Annotated in this window: 15 protein-coding genes; 7 read left to right on the forward strand and 8 right to left on the reverse strand. The window is 66.0% G+C overall.

The annotated features are described in order from the left end of the window. From NKI49_RS06005 to NKI49_RS06015, 3 genes are all read left to right on the forward strand, one after another. On the forward strand, positions 1-442 hold a 442-nt coding region (locus tag NKI49_RS06005), incomplete at its 5' end, for an autotransporter outer membrane beta-barrel domain-containing protein (protein WP_352695565.1). A gap of 625 nt (positions 443-1,067) precedes the next feature. Further along, positions 1,068-1,595, forward strand: coding sequence for a GNAT family N-acetyltransferase (locus NKI49_RS06010; protein WP_352601496.1), 528 nt, complete (start codon positions 1,068-1,070; stop codon positions 1,593-1,595). 388 nt (positions 1,596-1,983) lie between these two features. After that, a complete protein-coding gene (locus NKI49_RS06015; protein WP_352601498.1) occupies positions 1,984-2,877 on the forward strand; it encodes a DUF1236 domain-containing protein in 894 nt (297 codons plus the stop codon). Positions 2,878-3,176: 299 nt separating this feature from the next. Here the strand turns inward: NKI49_RS06015 and NKI49_RS06020 are convergent, their stop codons facing one another. From NKI49_RS06020 to NKI49_RS06030, 3 genes are all read right to left on the reverse strand, one after another. Next, positions 3,177-4,265 carry a BsuBI/PstI family type II restriction endonuclease gene (locus NKI49_RS06020; protein WP_352601500.1) on the reverse strand — a complete coding sequence of 363 codons (1,089 nt, stop codon included), beginning with the start codon at positions 4,263-4,265 and terminating at the stop codon, positions 3,177-3,179. Further along, positions 4,262-6,073 carry an HsdM family class I SAM-dependent methyltransferase gene (locus NKI49_RS06025; RefSeq protein WP_352601502.1) on the reverse strand — a complete coding sequence of 604 codons (1,812 nt, stop codon included), beginning with the start codon at positions 6,071-6,073 and terminating at the stop codon, positions 4,262-4,264. The genes NKI49_RS06020 and NKI49_RS06025 overlap by 4 nt, the downstream gene beginning before the upstream one ends. Before the next feature lie 304 nt (positions 6,074-6,377). Next, entirely contained in the window at positions 6,378-7,883 is a 1,506-nt protein-coding gene (locus tag NKI49_RS06030) for a helicase HerA domain-containing protein (protein ID WP_352695567.1), read from the reverse strand. A 510-nt stretch (positions 7,884-8,393) separates the two neighbouring features. On the opposite strand from NKI49_RS06030, the gene NKI49_RS06035 reads away from it, so the two are divergent. Together NKI49_RS06035 and NKI49_RS06040 are read left to right on the forward strand one after the other, a co-directional pair. Next, the gene (locus tag NKI49_RS06035) at positions 8,394-8,699 is read left to right on the forward strand and encodes a hypothetical protein (protein ID WP_352695569.1); all 306 of its coding nucleotides are present in this window, start codon (positions 8,394-8,396) and stop codon (positions 8,697-8,699) included. Positions 8,700-8,838: 139 nt separating this feature from the next. After that, positions 8,839-9,204: an endonuclease domain-containing protein gene (locus tag NKI49_RS06040; protein ID WP_352601506.1), complete on the forward strand. Its 366-nt coding sequence runs from the start codon at positions 8,839-8,841 to the stop codon at positions 9,202-9,204. Positions 9,205-9,988: 784 nt separating this feature from the next. Here the strand turns inward: NKI49_RS06040 and NKI49_RS06045 are convergent. The 3 genes from NKI49_RS06045 to NKI49_RS06055 form a co-directional block, all read right to left on the reverse strand. Next, the gene (locus NKI49_RS06045) at positions 9,989-10,819 is read right to left on the reverse strand and encodes an aldo/keto reductase (protein WP_352601508.1); all 831 of its coding nucleotides are present in this window, start codon (positions 10,817-10,819) and stop codon (positions 9,989-9,991) included. A 111-nt stretch (positions 10,820-10,930) separates the two neighbouring features. Next, positions 10,931-11,563, reverse strand: a complete 633-nt coding sequence (locus NKI49_RS06050; protein ID WP_352601510.1) for a Vgb family protein — start codon at positions 11,561-11,563, stop codon at positions 10,931-10,933. Between the two features lie 32 nt (positions 11,564-11,595). After that, complete coding sequence (locus tag NKI49_RS06055; protein ID WP_352695571.1) at positions 11,596-12,816, reverse strand: winged helix-turn-helix domain-containing protein; 1,221 nt, start codon at positions 12,814-12,816, stop codon at positions 11,596-11,598. Positions 12,817-13,202: 386 nt separating this feature from the next. Here NKI49_RS06055 and NKI49_RS06060 point away from each other — a divergent pair, with 386 nt between their 5' ends. Next, on the forward strand, positions 13,203-13,955 hold the full coding sequence (locus tag NKI49_RS06060) for a DUF899 domain-containing protein (protein ID WP_352601514.1): 753 nt from the start codon (positions 13,203-13,205) through the stop codon (positions 13,953-13,955). Positions 13,956-14,076: 121 nt separating this feature from the next. Then, positions 14,077-14,352, forward strand: a complete 276-nt coding sequence (locus NKI49_RS06065) for a hypothetical protein (protein ID WP_352601516.1) — start codon at positions 14,077-14,079, stop codon at positions 14,350-14,352. A gap of 153 nt (positions 14,353-14,505) precedes the next feature. Here NKI49_RS06065 and NKI49_RS06070 read toward each other — a convergent pair whose 3' ends face one another. After that, positions 14,506-15,504: a bestrophin family protein gene (locus NKI49_RS06070; RefSeq protein ID WP_352601518.1), complete on the reverse strand. Its 999-nt coding sequence runs from the start codon at positions 15,502-15,504 to the stop codon at positions 14,506-14,508. Positions 15,505-15,650: 146 nt separating this feature from the next. Next, a complete protein-coding gene (locus NKI49_RS06075; RefSeq protein ID WP_352601520.1) occupies positions 15,651-16,259 on the reverse strand; it encodes a TetR/AcrR family transcriptional regulator in 609 nt (202 codons plus the stop codon). Between the last annotated feature and the right edge of the window lie 46 nt (positions 16,260-16,305).

Below are 16,305 nucleotides of genomic sequence, written 5' to 3' on the forward strand. Positions count from 1 at the left end.
GCGTATCATGCTCGATCCCAATTGGTCGCTGACGCCGCAGGCGCAGCTTGCCTGGTCGTCGGTCGACCTCGACGCCTTTACCGACGCCTTCGGCGCGAGGGTCACCCCCGGCAGCAACGACAGCCTGCTCGGCCGCCTCGGCCTCTCGCTCGACCACCAGACGCAATGGCAGGACCGCTCGGGCCGCGCCGGCCACACGAACCTCTACGGCTTAGCCAACCTTTATTATGACTTCGAGGATGGCTCCTCGGTCGACCTCGCCGGCAGCAGCCTTTCGAACCGCAACCAGCAACTGTGGGGCGGCCTCGGCATCGGCGGCACGATCAACTGGGCCGACGACAGGTTTTCGGTATTCGGCGAAGCCATCGCCCGGACGGCACTGGAAGACTTTGGCGATAGTCATGCGCTGACCGGCTCGCTGGGGTTGCGGGTCAAGTGGTGAGCGTTCCCCACTGGGCCGCGGATCTGTATCGCAGCATGCCTTGAATGCAGACGGATGGGGCTTCATCCACATTGGCCCCATCAACCTAGCTAGGCAATCGCGTTTGGGAATTGGTTCAGACCGCACAGGCCGCCGGAATCCTCGCGGCAAGCGCCAAGATTGGTGGCGATCACCCTGCTCGCCGACCATAAGCGACAGCCAAGGTCGAACTCGCTTCGTTGCTCCCGGTCCCGACCTCAGCGGGTCACCAGACGAAAATCAGGTTCGGTTCTTGATCAATCAGAACGACCGTGTTCGCCACAGTCTTGTCGTGTCGGGGAAGATCAATCCAATTCGGCGCGTCCTTTGGAGGAGCACTCGGTTTCTGTGGATGCATTGTTGCCTCTTATGCGGGCGAGCCCCCTCGCGCCCCCTCACCACGTGTGCAGCTTTGCAATCGGTGCCGCGAAGTTTATCGGTGGTGACGAATTCGAAGCCGCGCATTATTGTGGTGACCTCTCGGCACTACGGTCGTCATTGATGGTTAGTGGACGCGGTCTGCCAGAGCCGTTGCATTGGCGCCGCCTCAGTCGAAAATGCCCCAATGGAAGCAGTCCGATTTCCCAAGCTTACGACACCAAGGCTCGTGCTTCGGGCGCCGCGCGAACGGGATATTCCGGCATGGTTTGCGCGCGCGACGGATGTCGAATCCGCCTCCCTTGCCGGCGATCCCGTTCCCGACGACATAAGCGCAGGCGAGCGATGGCTCGCTCGTTCGCGCCGGCGGTTCGCTGACGGCAAGGCGATCCAGTGGTCCATAGACCAAGCAGGCGTATCGGACGCGATCGGGACGATAACCCTGTCCTTCGGCGCAGCCGGCGCCAAGGCAGCCGCATTGGGATTTGTGCTGGCGCGCACGCATTGGGGGCACGCACTGGGCAGCGAGGCGGCGCGCGAAGTCCTCCGCTACGCCTTTGAAACCCTGGCGCTTGAGCAGGTGACGGCCGAGGCGGCGGCACGCAATTTCGCGTCGCTGCGGATATTGGCGAAGCTCGGCTTCAAACACATCGACAGCTTCATCGACGAGTCCGACGGCGAGCACTGCGAGCGTTTTGCGCTTGACGGAGACATCGGATCGTTACTGTTGGCGAGCAACGCGATGCCAGACCGCTAGGCTTTGAGCCATCGCCAATGGAGATCGTTTGTGCTGCCAGGTCCGCAGCGTGTTCGCTCCTCGGCGCAAAGCAGGCCTCCCGCCGCATACGCGGTCCATCTCCAGCCCAAACCAGGCCCCTACGTGCTCCAGCCCAACCTTCCGAGGGACTGCCCCCCGGCTGCGCCGTCGTGCAGCGCCAGGAGTTGGGTTCGGATACGAACCAGGCGAACGAACCCCAGGCGAGTTGCGCGACGGTTTTCTTGAAGGCGGCGGATTGGCCGGGCCTTGTTCCTGACAAAATTGCTGTCTGCGTTTTCACATCACCGGGTTTTGCGGGCGAATTCGGAACCATGCCTTTCGCCTGCAGTTTATGGAATGAAGGGACCTAGGTCCAAGGAGAAATCAGATGAAACATCTTCTGATCACGAGCATGATCGCGCTCGGTGTCGGTTGCGGCGCCGCGATGGCGCAGACCGAATCCGCGCAGCCGAGCGGAGGCGACAATTGCGCCGCCGGCCAGGCCGATTGCCAGAAGGGCGGCAAGGCGGGCGAGCAGGCCCAAGGCAAGATGAAGTCGCAGACCCAGCAGAATGCCCAGGGCAAGGCTGGCGCCAACACCGAGGAGCAGGCCCAGGGTCAGGCCAAGGTGAAGACCGATGAGCAGGCCCAGGGTCAGGCTGGCACCAAAACCGAGGAGCAGGCTCAGGGTACGGCCAAGTGCCAGACCGGCATGGCCAACTGCCCGAAGGGTTCGAAGACGAATGAGCAGGCCCAAGGCAAGACCAAGATGAAGACCACCGAGCAGAATGCCCAGGGCAAGACCGGCACCAGCACTGAGCAGAACGCCCAGGGTACGACTAAGATGCAGACCCAGCAGAACGCCCAGGGCAAGACCGGCACCACCACTGAGCAGAACGCCCAGAGCACGACCAAGATGCCGACCCAGCAGAATGCCCAAGGTAAGACCGGTACAGCCACCGAGCAGAACGCCCAGGGCAACGCCAACGTCCAGACCGACCAGAACAAGACGGCCTCGATCAACAACGTGACGGTCGAGCAGAAGACGCAGATCACGCAGATCATCCACGAGACCCACGTCCAGCCTGTTCGCGATGTCGGCTTCGACATCTCGGTCGGCGTCGAGGTGCCCCGGCATAAGATCCGCCTGCATCGGCTGCCACCCCGTATCGTCAAGATCGTCCCGGCTTATGAACGTTACGAGTATTTCGTGCTGGCCGACGGACGCATCGTCATCGTCGATCCGGACACCTACGAGATCGTGGCTATCCTGGAGGCCTGATCGGGACAACATCGCGAAAAGCAAAAGACGCCGCCCTGCCGCAAGGCTCGGCGGCATCTTTCTGCTCTGGCATCGAAAGTCCGCTCGCGTTGCAACGGACATGCAAGATGTCATAAAATTGAATCACAGAACCGACAGAAAGGCCGGAACAGCTGCTTTAGCCCATGTGGCTCCCAATCGCGGACGATCAGGTTGCGGCCCCAAAAGCGACATCAGAATATCTGCTCGGTGACACCACTCGTGGCACAAAGCAGCCCTCGCCGCCGCAGATGCGGCCTACCTCCAGCGCCAGACTAGCCCTACGCGCTCCAGCCCAAGCTTCCGAGTGAGCGCGCCCCTGATGTGCCGTCGTGCAGGGCGAGGAGTTGGTTGGGTTCGGATACGAACCAGGCGAACGAACCCCAGGCGAGTTGCGCGACGGTTTTCTTGAAGCCGGCGGATTGGCGGTCCTGGTAGGCGGTGAGGAAAGCGATCTGTTTTCGGGCAAAGCCGGCCGCGTCGGTGATGGCATGGATGGCGTCGCGGCGGCGGTCGGTGATGGCGCCGTCGGTCGCCACCACTTCGACGAACACGATCAGCGGCTCCTTGTGGCCGAGATCGGCGAGGATGATGTCGGGCAGGTTCTTGTCGGCCTCGATCCTGAGGCCGATCGCGCTGGCGATGGCGTCGTCGCGCACGACCACCTTGTTGCCGCTCTCGCTCAGCCACAGCATGGCGGGAGCGATGAGGAACCGCTTGGCGAACACTTCGATAACGGCTTGCGCGATGACCGAGCTCGGCCCTGGCGCCAGCAGCCTGGTTTCGCCGTTCGGAAAGGTGACGCGGATGCCGGCGGAGTTGGCGGCGGCGCCGGCGCGCATGATGGTCACGCGGGCCAGCGCGCCCTTGCTGAGATGCGTTTCCTGAAAATTGGCGATTGCCGCCTCCAGCGCCTCGCCTTCCAGCGCCGGATCGAACAAAGCGGCGAAATCCGCCTTCAGCGCATAGCGCGGCTGGCCCGATGTCGTCGGCAGATCCTCGCGCCGCGCGATGGCGCCGATCGCCACCAGGCCGTCGCGCAGCGTCTCGTCGCGGATCGGCTCGCGCGTGTTGTCGGCGTACCAGCGTGTTCCCGTAACGATGCCGTTCTTGCGCAGGACGCTCGCGGCATAGGCATCGCGGTCGGCATCGTCAGCCAACGCCGCCTGCTCGCGGGTCATGCGATAGACATGGACCGGGCCGAGATATCGTCCGGACCCCTCGACGGCGCCGATATAGAGGGCGGCGAACACCGTGCTGGCGGCAAGTTCCCTTGTGCAATAGAGGCGGTTCGGCGTGCCTTCGGGAAAGATCAGCGGCAGCCGCCCGGCAATGAGATCGCGGCTCGCATAGGGCGGACGCGCCGTCATCCGGTCTCGCCGTAGAGGCGATTGCATTCCGCCTCGATCCGCTCCCGCGCGGCACCGGCCGCGACGAGCCTGGCCAGCGCCCCGGTGCTTCGCGGCGGCGGCAGCGGCAGCGCTTCGAGTTCGAAGGCCGAGACGGCGACGCTGCCGCTGATGCAGCGAAAAAGATCGTCGGCGACATGGCTGTTCAGCAGCGCCGCGACGACCGCCGCCGGCACTTTCGTCGCGCCTGTCGCGCGGACCATGTTGAGGTGATTTTCGACGACGACGCCGCCATGCGCCTCGATGAACGTCTCGGGAAGTTCCGCGGCGATCAGGCGGCGGGCCTGTTCCTTGGCGGTCGTGCGCTGGACGAGGACGCAGGGCTGCTCGACCAGCAGCCAGCCGTCGCCGGCCTCCAGCTTGAAACAGGGGGCGTGGTTCTTCTTGCGCGCGCGATAGGTGAACTGGCCGTCGGCGGTGATGGATTCCGCCCAGATCAGCGGGTGCACGCCCTTGCCGCCGGCGCGGTCGCGCAACTGGCCCTTGAAGCGGTTCCAGACGAGCGGGCCGGTCGACACTTCATAGCCCCAATCGGCAAGCCGATGCGTCATGGCCTCGGCCCGGGCGATCAGCCGGCTGTGCGCGGGCGTGCGCGGGGCAAGCCAGGGCGCGGCACGGTCGGCCGGCAGGGCGATCGTGCCGTTGCGGGTGACCTTGGCCTCGATTTCCGAGGTCACGGTCAGATAGTGGATCTGCGCCCGCCGCGCCCCGGCGCCGCGTTTGTAGACGGCGAGCAGCGTTTCTTGCAGCACGTCCTCGAAAACGCCGCGCCGCGCATGCACGAAATCGATCGCCACCGGTGGCGCTTCGCCGGCGAGAAGACCGCGCAAGGCACAATAATACTGGCCGCCGAGAAAGCTGGTCGGCGTCAGGAAGGCGATCAGGCCGCCGGGCTTGGTCCAGCGCAGCGCGGCATCGGTGAAAACGCCGTAGAGATTGGCGTGCCCATAGAGACTACGCGCATAGCGCGCTCGGAGCTCCGGCGACAGCGAAACACGTCCATAGGGCGGATTGCCGACGACGAGATCGAAGGCGGGCTCCGGCTCGGCCTCGAGCGTATCGCGGGCCGTCACGATTGTCGGGGCGGCGCGGCCTGCCTTGGCCGCGACATCGGCGAGAGCGATCTCGATAGCGCCTTGCGCGAGCCCGGCGGCGTGAGGGTCGAGCTCGAAACCGGCAAGCCTGGTGCCGACGTGGCTCAGCGCGAAGGCCGGCTCGCAATCGCCGAGCGCCGCGATCATGCGGCGCGCGGCATGGAACAGGAAGATGCCGCCGCCGGCGGCGGGATCGAGAACCCGCGCGGTGCGCCAGTCCAGCCCCTCTTCCTCGGCCTGGTCGAGAAGCCGATTGGCGAGCGCCGGCGGCGTGTAGAACGCCCCGCGTTCGCCGCGCGCCCTGGCCGGCAGCAGCACCGGATAGAGGCTGGTGACGAGATGGAGGGCCTCGAGCATCGGCAGCCGGGCGGCGGTTTCCCCGATGCTGTTCGCCAGCGCCGAAGCGGGCTCGTCCAGTCCATCCGTCTCGAAGGCGAGCGATGGACACAATGCCGGGGAAACGCCGATGGCCCTGGACAGGGCCAGCATCGCGCGGCGGGTCAGCGAAACCGCGTGGATCTCGCGATCATCGTCGTCGATCGTCTCGCTCCAGGCGCGAGCCAGCAGGCGCGCCTTCGACAGCATGTCACGCGCGGCCTTCAACGCCCGCGCTCCCAGCGCGGACGGCGCCGCATCGGGCGAACCGGACAGGCGAATCTGTGAAACTTCTGCCATCTGTCGACCCTAGAGCAATTGCCGGAAAAAGAGCAATTCCAGGACAAGCGTGAAACGGTTTATCCCGTCCGGAATTTCATGAAAACAAAGAGTTAGAGCGGCTCCGCGATGCCAGGGAATGATGAGCCGCTCGAATGCGCCATATCAACCAGTGGGATAGACTAGCACATGTTCTCGTTTTGTTCTAGTAAAAAATCGCGTCCCTCGTATATTTCTACAAAATCTGCGGCCTGACCGACATTGCCTCGGTATGCGGGGCCGGAGTTCGGCCTGTTTGGGGTGCTCAGCGCGCCGCTTCACTGCCTCACAGTGCCAGGCTCCCCTGCTCCGCCTCCCCGGCGTTGGGGTCGCCGGCCGCCGTGGCCCAGGCGAGTTCGACCAGCGTCACGGTGCGCTTTCCCGTGCCGTCGAGCTGGCAGACGATGAGGCCCTGCTCCTCGATATAGGTCAGCAGGCGCCGGGCGCGGCGCAGCGAATGCGAGCCATAGGCGCGGGCGATCGCCGCGTCGCTCGGGCACGGCCAGCCCTCCTTCGCCGCGCGGGCGATCATCATGAACACGCCCTGCATGTCCTCGGGCAGCAGCGAGGCGCGCACCGAGACGTCGCGCCAGGCGTCGTCCTGCGTCGTCTCGGAGCCGAGGCCGGCGCGGGCACGCGTCAGCATGCGGCGGAACTCGGCCAGGTCCGGCACGACGGAAGCGAGGCCCTCGATGCGGCAGCGCACCACGAATTCCTGGTAGAGCACGCCGATGACGCGAAATCCCGCATCGGGTTCGGCCAGCACGGCGCGCAGCACGCGGTCGACGCGCTCGCGGCGCTCCGCCAGGTCCTCGGCGCTGATTGTCGGCTCCGCCGGTCCGGGGCGCACTTCCAGAGCCGCCGACTTCGCCGCCATCAGCTGGTCGAGCAGGTCGGGCGACGCCGCCGCCCGGCGCTGCGGCCGCGTCGTCTCGGGCGGTGGCGCAGCCAGGATGATGGCGCGCGCATCTTCAAGCGCTGCTTCCGGCAGCGGCATCAGCCGCGGCGTGCCGTTGCGCGGGCTCGTATCCGTCGGGCCGATGCGCAGCCCCAGCGGCCGGCGCGACAGCGCCGGGCCGAGCGCCATGAACTGTCCGCGCTCCAGGTCGCGGAAAGCCTCCGCCTGACGCCGCTCCATGCCCAGCAGATCGGCCGCGCGCGCCATGTCGATGTCGAGGAAGGTGCGGCCCATGAGGAAGTTGGACGCTTCCGCCGCGACGTTCTTGGCGAGCTTCGCCAGCCGCTGGGTGGCGATGATGCCGGCAAGCCCGCGCTTACGGCCCCGGCACATCAAATTGGTCATGGCGCCGAGCGAGAGCTTGCGCGCTTCGTCCGAAACCTCGCCGGCCACCGCCGGCGCGAACAGCTGCGCCTCGTCCACCACCACCAGCAGGGGATACCAATGGTCGCGGGCGACCTCGAACAGCCCGCCGAGGAAGGCGGCGGCGCGCCGCATCTGGTTCTCGGCGTCGAGACCTTCGAGATTGAGCACGGTGGAGACGCGGTGGATGCGCGCCCGCTCGCCGGCCGCTTGCAGGCCGCGCTCGGTATGCTCCTCGGCGTCGATCACCAGATGGCCGTAACGCTCGCCCAGCGACACGAAGTCGCCTTCCGGGTCGATGATGGTCTGCTGCACCCAGGGCGCGCTCTGTTCCAGGAGCCGGCGCAGGAGATGCGACTTGCCGGAACCCGAATTGCCTTGCACCAACAGGCGCGTCGCCAGCAATTCCTCGAGATCCAGCGTCGCCGGGGCGCCCGCCGTCGTGTTTCCCATCTCGATCGCAACGGTCATTTCGACTCAGGCGCTCCTTCGCAGACGGGCTTATCAACCGGACTGCGGCCCGTCGAGCGCCGATGGCCGGCAGCGCCCTGTTGCGCACAGCTGGCCGCACGCCGGTCCGGAGCGAGGCATGCCTGTGGATAGTAACCTTTCGTTCACCATGGGCCGGCGTTCCGCTTGAAGACGGCCGGTATCCGCCTAGCCTGACCTTGCATCGCGTCCCCAACACGATGCGCCCCAACGCCCCCGATGGCGACCGACGTTTTCAAGTTCCCCTGATGTATGCGTCGGTCGTCAGTTCCGGGCGTCCACTGCCCTGCCGAGGACGAATGTGGCCGGCGGAAGCCGACAACGCGCCGTATTCCCGGGCAACATTTCGCACAGCCAATTCACCGACGGCGGCCGCGGTTCGCGGCAGGGAACGGCCGGCGGCTCGTTGTTGCGGAAAGTCCGGGTTGACCGCTCCCGGACGCGAGGCGACACTCGCAGCCTGGAGTGCATCGGCATCTGAGGAGAAATGCAATGGACGAGCCCGAACGCTGGCGCCACATGTCGACGGCGCCGAGGGACGGCAGCCGGATCCTGGTCACGGTCCGCCCATCCGAACAGGGGCCGGCCGAAGTCGACCTCGCCTACTGGGCGCGCGGCGACCAGTTCGCCAGCGAAGGCTGGCGAGCGTCGGACTCCTCGCCCGGCCGCGTTATCGAATACGCCGAACCGGAGCTGAAATGCTGGATGCCGCTCCCCTCGGCCAACCTCAGCCGCGCCTCCATGCCCGCCCCCTGGGAAGGCGACGACGCCCAGCAGCTGGATGGCTCTGGGATTTAGAGGCGAGGACGAAGATTAGCAAAAGCGGCAAAAGCGGCCAATCTCCCCCCTCGTGGGGGAGATGTCCGGCAGGACAGAGGGGGGCGCCGTAGAGCGCCAGCCTCTATCAAATCGAAGCCCGCCAGCATCGAAAACAGCCATGCCTCACACACCATTGCCCCCGCAGAACCGCGCAAACGCCAGATCGATGCGCAAGGTCATGACCGATGCCGAACTGAAGCTCTGGAACGAGCTTCGCGCTCACAGGCTCATGGGCCTTGGCTTCCGCCGGCAATCCCCAATCGCAGGCTACATCATCGATTTCGCCTGCCCGCAGAAGAAGCTTGTCGTGGAAGTCGACGGGTCGCAGCACGGCGACGCAGACCCTGCAATGGCCGACGCGATCAGGACGAAACGTCTGGAACAGGATGGCTGGATCGTGCTGCGGTTCTGGAACGACGATGTGATTCACGACATCGACAATGTTTGCCAACACATCGTCATCGCGGCGGGGTTGGCAGACTGATATGCCGGCTGGACAGCGCCCCCCTCTGCCCTGCCGGGCATCTCCCCCACGAGGGGGGAGATTGAGCGCTTCAGCGCTCGCTCACTCCTGCAACGTTGGCAATTGGCGAAAGCGGCCAAGCGGCCAATCTCCCCCCTCGTGGGGGAGATGTCCGGTCCACCCTCCGCAGCTGCAGCGCAGCTGCTGCGGAGGACGGGCAGGACAGAGGGGGGCGCCGTAGAGCAACAGCCAGTGCCGATGGGGTCGACACGGTTCATGACATCGACAATGTCTGCCAACACATTGTCATCGCGGCGGGTCTGGCAGACTGATGCGCCGGCGGGACAGCGCCCCCCTCTGCCCTGCCGGGCATCTCCCCCACGAGGGGGGGAGATCGAGCGCTTCAGCGCTCCGCTCACTCCTGCAACGTTTGGCAATTGGCGAAAGCGGCCAAACAACCGATCTCCCCCCTCGTGGGGGAGATGTCCGGCAGGACAGAGGGGGGCGCCGTAGAGCGCCAGCCTCAGTGCCGATTCTCGCAGGGGCCGACGTTCATGACATCGACAATGTCTGCCAACGTATTTCTATCGCGGCGGGTTTGGCAGACTGATACGCCGGCGGGACAGCGCCCCCCTCTGCCCTGCCGGGCATCTCCCCCACGAGGGGGGAGATTGAGCGCTTCAGCGTTCCGCTCACTCCTGCAACCGTTTGATATTGGCGAAAGCGGTCAAGCGGCCAATCTCCCCCACGAGGGGGGAGATCGGCTGTTGGGGCGGCGGCGGCTTTGCTAACCAGGACCCGCGCCTCAGAACAGGAACGCGGCGGTCGCCGGATCCGGTCCGCCCCGTCCGCTGGCCGAATCCATGCCGCGGACGGTTTCCAGGTCCTGCGCGTCCAGTTCGAAATCGGAGACGTCGAAATTTGCAGCGATGCGGTCCTGGTGGATCGACTTCGGGATGACGATCAGGCCCTGCTGGAGATGCCAGCGGATGATCGTCTGCGCTGGCGATTTGCCGTGTTTGCGGGCGATGCCGGCGATGATCGGGTCGGCGAGCAGCCGGCCGCTGCCCAGCGGGCTCCAGCTTTCGGTGTGGATGTCGTGGCGGGCGTGGAACTCCCTGATCCCGCGCTGCTGGAAGCGCGGATGCAGCTCGATCTGGTTGACCGCCGGGACGACGCCGGTCTCGCCGATGATCCGCTCCAGATGGTCCCGGTTGAAATTCGAAACCCCGATCGACTTGATCCGGCCGGCCTGCTTCAGCTCGATCAGCGTCTTCCAGGCCTCGACATATTTGTCCTGGCTGGGCACCGGCCAGTGGATCAGGAACAGGTCGATCTCGTCGATGCCGAGCTTTTTCATCGTCTCGTCGAAGGCGCGCCGGGCCGCGTCGGACTGATGCGCGCCGTTGCGCAGTTTCGAGGTGATGAACAGCTCGCTTCGAGGCACGCCGGCACCGCGGATCGCCTCGCCCACGCCCTCCTCGTTCTGGTAGCCCTGCGCGGTGTCGATCAGGCGGTAGCCGGCCTCGATCCCCCAGCCTACCACCTGCGCGGTGATGTCCTGGTCGACCTGCCAGACGCCAAGACCGAGCTGGGGAATGGCGGCGCCGTCGTTCAAGGTGATCTGTTCGGGCATGGTTGGTCCTTTGCAAAATGTCCAGGGCGAGCCGCCCGCCGGACAGCTATCTAGGCCCGGCGGCAGGCAACGGCCAGCCGGCGGATGGACAAATTTGAGGTGACCGCGGCGTTACCTCGGCCGGCGCACCGCCCGCACCACGCCGTCCGATACGCTGCCGCAGAAGAGGCGGTCGCCGCCGTCGGATTCCAGCCCCGACACGCCCATGCCGGCCGGCATGTCGAGCTTCTCCAGAACCTTGCCTGATTGCGGGTCGACGCGGCGCAGGTCGCTCTGGTCGCCTTCCCAGGTGGCGTGCCACAGCTCGCCGTCGACCCAGGTCACTCCCGTGACGAAGCGGTTGGATTCGATCGTGCGCAGGATTGCCCCTGTCTCGGGGTCGATCTGGTGGATCTTGCGCTCGCGGTACTGCCCCACCCAGAGTGTTCCCTCGGCCCAGGTCAGTCCGGAGTCGCGGCCGCCGCCGGGTGCCGGAATGCTGGCCAGTACCTGGCCGGTGTCGGGGTCGACCTTGTGGATGCGGTCCTGGGCGAGTTGGAAGAAATGCCGGCCGTCATAGGCGGTGCCGGCGTGCGCCGCGACATCGATCGAGCGCAGCGCCTGCCCGCTTTCGGGGTCGAAGGCGTTCAGCCTGTCGCCCGAGGCGAACCAGACATCGTTGCCGTCGAAGCTCACCCCGTGCACCCTGTCCACCCCCGGAAAGGGCCCGTATTCGCGCAGGATTTCGGCCGCTGAATGTTTCATGTCCTGATCCTCGATCATGGTCTTGGTCCTTCCTAGCCATTCGGCAGCGGCGCCGGGAGTAACAAGGTGGTCGTGAAACCCGCCACCGGCGGCGTCATCCAGCGGCGCGCCCGGCCGTGGCCGAACGACTGCACCTTGCCGGACTCGGCCAGCGGCTCCAGCGCGCGCTGCACGCTGCGCTGGCTGCTGTCGAGCGCCAGCGCCAGCGCCGAGCTCGACCAGGCTTCGCCGTCGGCGAGCAAGGCCAGCACCGCCGCATGCCGCTCCTCGATCGGCCGCGCCAGCACCACTGTCGCGCGCCCCTGGTGCGGCGAAAGCATAAAACCACGCTTGGTCGCGCTGATTTCCGCCAGCGCGCGCAGCTCGCCGCGCAGCCGGCCGATCTCGACGCGCAACCGCGCGCGGTGCGATTCATCGGCATGCTTGCCGCCAAAGGCACGCGCCACGAGCTCCTCCCTCGATACGTCCCCCGGCCACGCTTCGGCCAGCGAACGCGCCAGCGCGAACAGCACCGGCCGCGTCGCGAGCGAGACCGTGGTTTCCCCTGCGCGAACGCCATGACGGAAGGCATCGACGACCAGCGACGGCGACGCCTGCAGCGACTCGACCTCTTCGAGCAGCAGCGGACGCGTCTCCCCTTGCGCGATCAGCCGCGCGGCGGGTGCCTCAAGCGCCAGGAAGGCGCTGTCGACCTCCGCCAACAGTCCGGCAATGCCGGCGAGCCGTGCCGCCTGCCGCGCCCGCTCCAGCGCCGCGCGTGCAGCCTTCGTCCTGAGCCGCCGCATCGCGATCCCGGCGATGGCGAGTTCGTGCGCGGCGCGCGAGGCCGGCGGCAGCAGCGCCGGATCGAGACCTGCCAGCCCGTGCTCGGCCTCGTCGAGACGGCCGAGCAGAAGCAGGCGCCGCACCTTGAGGTGCCCTGCATGCGCCGCGTTCAGCCGGTCGCCATGTTTTTCCAGCGCCGCGCGCGCCGCGTCGAGCGCCTTCGTCGGCCAGCCGAGAGCGCGCGAGACCAGCGCGATCTCGGCCTCGGCGACGACACATCTGGCGCGCGCCACCGCTTCTTTCGGGCCGAAGCCCCGCGCGGCCCGCCGCAGCAGCGCCTTGGCGCGGTCGAAATCGCCGAGCTGCGCCATGGCGATGCCGCGCAACGCCAGCGCCGGCGCGTCCTCGCGCAACGCGACACGGTCGAGCGCGCCGAGCGGATCGCCCGCGGCCAGCGCCAGCCCTGCCGCCGTGATCAGCGAGTCCATTCAAATCCCGTCACACTTGTAACTCCCGCCCCGCGCCGCGCCGCCCTAACTTAAGTCAACACCGCCATCCGGCAAGCCATACCGGCCGATACTGACCTGGCCATCTGGCCAAGGCGGCGTGACCGCCGTTGACGCCAATGTCGGCGTTCGCTAGCCTGAGCATCTCAGGTATTATTATTAAGCATCTCATAAGGGATAATTGAAATGCCTGCCTCCAATGACCTCGAGCACACATCACGGCCCCGCCATCCCTGCTGCGCCGGGCCGGCCGACGCAAATCCCGTCACACTTGTAACTCCCACCTCTCCGCCTCACCGCCCTACTCTACCCCTCGAACAGCAAGCAACGACACATAACGGCTCAATGACTGGCAAAGGAGAAGATCAATGAACAAGCACGTCACGATGAAAACCCCGCCGATCGTTTCCCCGCAGGCCTGGGAGGCCGCGCGCGAGCAGCTATTGGTGAAGGAAAAGGCGACGCTGCGCGCCAAGGACGCGCTTGCGGCCGAGCGCCGGCGCATGCCGTGGATGGAAGTGGACAAGGCCTATGTGTTCGAGGGTCCCAACGGCAAGGCCAGCCTGCTCGACCTGTTCGAAGGCCGCCGTCAGCTGATCGTCTACCGCGCCTTCTTCGAGCCGGGCGTCTATGGCTGGCCCGACCACGCCTGCCGCGGCTGTTCGCTCGGTGCCGACCAGGTCGGCCACCTCGCCCATCTCAACGCTCGCGACACCACGTTGGCCTACGCCTCGCGCGCGCCGCAGGCCGACATTGCGCGGCTGAAGAAGCGGATGGAGTGGAAGATGCCCTGGTACACGATCACCGACAGCTTCGACAAGGATTTCGGCGTCGACGAATGGCATGGCCACAACGTGTTCATCCATGACGGCGAGCGCGTCTTCCGCACCTACTTCATCAACACCCGCGGCGACGAGCAGATGGGCACCGTCTGGAGCTATCTCGACGCCACGCCGCTCGGCCGCCAGGAGGTCTGGGAGGATTCGCCCGAAGGCTATCCCCAGACCCCGACCTACCAGTGGTGGAACTGGCACGACAATTACGAGGCCGGCGCCGACAAGAAGTGGGCCGAAGTGTCCGCCGCCGGCGAGGCCGCCTTCCGCGACAAGGACGACCAGTAAGGATCTGGCGACAGCGCGATCCCCCCGTACCTCCCCCTCGTGGGGAGGTCGGACCGCAGGTCGGGGTGAGGGGTATGCCCACATGCCGCGGCACCGGCCCAACCATCAACGGACAAGCATCATGAGCGATATCCACATAAGCGGCGGCAGTGCCCTCCCCGAAAACACGACCACGCCCGGCGTCGCCGGCTGGCTGTGCTTAGCCGCCGCGCCGACCTTCGCGCTGATGGCGCTGCTCTCCTGCGTCCAGGGTGGCGACGGCGCCATGCTATGCATGGGCGCCAACGCCTCGCCCCTTACCGGCATGCCGGCCATGTACCTCCTGATGAGCGCCTTCCACCTGGCGCCCTGGCTGAGGGCGATCTCCGGCCGGCAAATCCAGCCGGACCGGCAATAGCGGTCACCCGATACAGATGGACCATTCCAGCAATGGTCTCACGGGCGGCGCGTGCCGCCTCGGTGGCCAGTTTCCCGATTACATGCACGCACGCATGCATTTAACGCCCATAATGACCGTGAAAATGGGCTTGCAGGGCGCCGATGCCCTTGCCTAGGTCGCGATGTCATTCACCGGCAGCAACGGCTTGGGAAGGTTGGCCTCGCCAAGCCCGGCGCGCAGTTCGATCTCGATGTCGCGGCAGATTTGCGAGATCGGAACGTCGTTGGCGTTGCCCTCGAAAGGGTTGGCGCTGCTCTCGCCGACCTGGTCGAGGGACATGTAGGCCCAGCCCAGAAGCGTGCTGAACGGGATCGTCAACCAGATCGCGACCGGGCCGAGCGCGCCGCCCAGTTTGCCCATGTCGGCGAAGACCGGAACGACGCCGAACGGCAACAGCGTGCAGAAGATCATCACGAACATCGAGCTGACGATGGCGTATTGGCGGGGATACGGATTGTTCTTGATGCGGTCGCAGCGCGCCTGCTGGTCATGGAAATCGCGGATCAGCTTCGTCAGCTCGACATAGATCTGCGGAGGAATCTTGGCGTCCTTGAACAACGCATTGACCTGGACCGACTGCATTTCGAGCAGCGTTAGCGCCGGCTGAGCCGACTTCAGGACCCCTTCGGCCTGCTCGGCCAGCAGCGGACGCATTTCGTCCGCCATCGAGCCGGCATCCTCCTGGACATGGTAGCGCCGCCGGTATTCGACATTGGCGGCCCGCTCCATGGATTCCCATGGCATCGGCCGCCGCAGCGCGAACCGCAACGCCGTCATCCAGGCGATATGGCAGTAGATGAGTTGCCGGGCCGTCGGCGCGTCGATGAAGTCCCGGCAGAAATTGGACCACAACCGGCTGCTGGCGGTGATTTGCGTAAAGGCCTGCAGCGCTTCGCTGCTGCGGGTCAAAACCTGCGAATTCTTGAACCCGGCAACGAGCGACACGGTGGTGCCGAGCACGAGCACCACCGACCATGGCACCGAGAAGCCGGTGACCCCTGGCAGACGGTAGGCCGCCACGGCCAGTCCGCTCACCACCACCATGTAGATGACGCTGCGCCGCGACCAGAGCGCGAAATCGATCACCTTGTAGGAACGGCCTACATACATCGGATGCCCCTCAAATCGTGGACGGCATGCAAATCAGCACCGTCCCGCAATCACGCCTCTAGCATACGGCGCGCTCACCATGAATGGCATGAAGCGGGACACCGCGAGGTCGCTTGCACAGGCTGGAGAGCCAATCCAAATCGCCCTCACCGCGCCTTGGCCGCCCCGAACCGCAAGCCGTCCATGAGCAGCGACACCAGCCTGCGCGAACGGTCGCGCCAGTCCTTGGTGTCGGGTGCCGAGTAGATGCCGCCCAATGCATGCAGCACGTCGGAGGCATCGACGTCGCCGCGGATGGTGCCGTCGGCCACGGCCGCCTCGACCAGCTGCCGCAACGCCTGCGACACTCTTCCCGACGTGTCGGAAAACAGCGTCGAATTGGTGTTGAGCAGGACGCGCAGGCTGGTCGCCAGGCCGCGCTTGGTGGCGATGTAGTCGACGAAGCGCCGCATCCATTCCTCCAGCGCGACATCGGAGGGATGTTTTTGGGCGAGCTCGCCGGCGGCCGCGCACAGCGCTTCGACCTCGCGCCGGTAGACCATTTCGACCAGATGCTCGCGCGTCGGGAAATGCCGGTAGAGCGTGCCGATGCCGACACCCGCGCGGCGCGCGATCTCCTCCAGCGAGGCGTCGATGCCGTGTTCCGCGAACACGGCGCCCGCCACCTCGGCCAGCCGGTCTCGATTGCGCTGCGCATCCGCACGCAGCGGCTTTGCCTCTGCGGCCTTTTGTTCGATGGGCGGCTCCACGGCCAATTTTTTCTCCACGTTGAATTCGGGGCTTGAACCCTGCCGGGTCAGC

This window comes from Mesorhizobium sp. M0587 (assembly GCF_040320945.1).
Taxonomy (GTDB): Bacteria; Pseudomonadota; Alphaproteobacteria; order Rhizobiales; family Rhizobiaceae; genus Mesorhizobium.

What these genes read in the sequence shown, in the direction of transcription:
- NKI49_RS06070 (WP_352601518.1), bottom strand. Translation starts at nt 15,504, where the DNA reads ATGTATGTAGGCCGTTCCTACAAGGTGATCGATTTCGCGCTCTGGTCG.
- NKI49_RS06015 (WP_352601498.1), top strand. Translation starts at nt 1,984, where the DNA reads ATGAAACATCTTCTGATCACGAGCATGATCGCGCTCGGTGTCGGTTGC.
- NKI49_RS06040 (WP_352601506.1), top strand. Translation starts at nt 8,839, where the DNA reads ATGCCTCACACACCATTGCCCCCGCAGAACCGCGCAAACGCCAGATCG.
- NKI49_RS06050 (WP_352601510.1), bottom strand. Translation starts at nt 11,563, where the DNA reads ATGAAACATTCAGCGGCCGAAATCCTGCGCGAATACGGGCCCTTTCCG.
- NKI49_RS06035 (WP_352695569.1), top strand. Translation starts at nt 8,394, where the DNA reads ATGGACGAGCCCGAACGCTGGCGCCACATGTCGACGGCGCCGAGGGAC.
- NKI49_RS06020 (WP_352601500.1), bottom strand. Translation starts at nt 4,265, where the DNA reads ATGACGGCGCGTCCGCCCTATGCGAGCCGCGATCTCATTGCCGGGCGG.
- NKI49_RS06025 (WP_352601502.1), bottom strand. Translation starts at nt 6,073, where the DNA reads ATGGCAGAAGTTTCACAGATTCGCCTGTCCGGTTCGCCCGATGCGGCG.
- NKI49_RS06055 (WP_352695571.1), bottom strand. Translation starts at nt 12,816, where the DNA reads ATGGACTCGCTGATCACGGCGGCAGGGCTGGCGCTGGCCGCGGGCGAT.
- NKI49_RS06060 (WP_352601514.1), top strand. Translation starts at nt 13,203, where the DNA reads ATGAACAAGCACGTCACGATGAAAACCCCGCCGATCGTTTCCCCGCAG.
- NKI49_RS06065 (WP_352601516.1), top strand. Translation starts at nt 14,077, where the DNA reads ATGAGCGATATCCACATAAGCGGCGGCAGTGCCCTCCCCGAAAACACG.
- NKI49_RS06045 (WP_352601508.1), bottom strand. Translation starts at nt 10,819, where the DNA reads ATGCCCGAACAGATCACCTTGAACGACGGCGCCGCCATTCCCCAGCTC.
- NKI49_RS06030 (WP_352695567.1), bottom strand. Translation starts at nt 7,883, where the DNA reads ATGACCGTTGCGATCGAGATGGGAAACACGACGGCGGGCGCCCCGGCG.